Annotated in this window: 2 protein-coding genes; both read left to right on the plus strand. The window is 70.9% G+C overall.

Annotated features, from left to right (window positions below; translation table 11 throughout):
* The first annotated feature begins 113 nt into the window (after positions 1-113).
* A complete protein-coding gene (locus tag EF903_RS32385) occupies positions 114-434 on the plus strand; it encodes a chorismate mutase (RefSeq protein WP_125548509.1) in 321 nt (106 codons plus the stop codon).
* Positions 435-540: 106 nt separating this feature from the next.
* The coding region (locus tag EF903_RS32390) for a M1 family aminopeptidase (protein ID WP_260616224.1) at positions 541-1630 on the plus strand (1090 nt) is incomplete at its 3' end.

The following is a 1630-nucleotide window of genomic DNA, read 5'->3' on the forward strand; positions in this document are numbered from 1 at the left end:
GGCGGGGCACCTTTCCGCCCGGCCCCGGCCCGGGTCCCGCACACCGCCCCGGGCCGTCTCATCCAGCGGCTGCCCCGAGACCCGCCTGCACCCGCCACGTATTCTCGGGAACCATGAACAACAGCCCCGCCGAGGCGCCCGACGAGAACGTCACCGCCGAGCTGGCCCGCCTCCGCGACAGCATCGACAACATCGACGCCGCCGTCGTCCACATGCTCGCCGAACGCTTCAAGTGCACCCAGCAGGTCGGCCACCTCAAGGCCCGCCACCACCTGCCGCCCGCCGACCCCGCCCGCGAGGCCAGCCAGATCGCCCGCCTGCGCCAGCTCGCCGAGAACGCCAAGCTCGACCCGGCCTTCGCCGAGAAGCTCCTGAACTTCATCATCGCCGAGGTCATCCGCCACCACGAGACGATCGCCGCCCGCGAGGACTAGGCCTTGTCGCCGTCGAAGGGGCCCCGGGACCGGCGTTCTCCCGACGACGGGGCCCACGGCCACCGCACGCGGCGGCCCGGGCCCGCCCGTCAGGCAGCATGGGCCCATGCCCGCACTCACCCGCAGCGAAGCCGAGGCCCGCGCCCGCCTCCTCGACGTCCACCACTACACCGTCACCCTCGACCTCACCGGCGACGGCGACACCTTCGACACCACCACCCTCATCCGCTTCACCGCCCGTGCGGCCGGCGACACCTTCGTCGAACTGAAACCGGACGAACTGCGCTCCGCCGAACTCGACGGCACCCCCCTCGACCCGGCCGGCCTGACCGACAACCGCCTCACCCTCACCGCCCTCGCGGCCGGCCCCCACGAGCTCCGCCTCGACACCCGCATGCGCTACTCCCGCACCGGGGAAGGCCTGCACCGCTTCACCGACCCCGCCGACGGAGAGACGTACCTCTACACCCAGCTCTTCCTCGACGACGTGCAGCGCGTCTTCCCCGCCTTCGACCAGCCCGACCTCAAGGCCGTCTTCGAGTTCACCGTCACCGCCCCCGCGCACTGGACCGTCCTCGCCAACGGCACCACCACCCGCACCGGCCACCGCGACACCGACGGCGCAGCCGTCTGGACCTCCACCCCCACCCCCCGCATCTCCACCTACCTCGCCGCCGTCGCCGCAGGCCCCTGGCACAGCATCCGCACCGAACACGCCGGACTCCCCTTCGGCATCCACTGCCGCAAATCCCTCGCCCCCCACCTCGACGCCGACGCCGGCGAAATCCTCGGAATCACCACCGCCTGCTACGACCGCTACCACGAGAAGTTCACGGAGCCGTACCCCTTCGACTCCTACGACCAGGCCTTCGTCCCCGAATTCAACGCGGGCGCCATGGAGAACCCCGGCCTCGTCACCTTCCGCGACGAATACGTCTTCCGCTCCGCCGTCACCGACTCCGAGCGCCAGCGCCGCGCCAACACCATCGCCCACGAAATGGCCCACATGTGGTTCGGCGACCTCGTCACCCTCCGCTGGTGGGACGACATCTGGCTGAACGAGTCCTTCGCCGAGTACATGGGCTACCAAACGCTCACCGAAGCCACCCGCTTCACCGGCAGCTGGACCGAATTCGCCATGGAGCGCAAGCCCTGGGGATACGACGCCGACCAGCGCCCCTCCACCCACCCCGTCG

The sequence above is a fragment of the Streptomyces sp. WAC05292 genome (assembly GCF_003949955.1).
GTDB lineage: Bacteria > Actinomycetota > Actinomycetes > Streptomycetales > Streptomycetaceae > Streptomyces > Streptomyces globosus.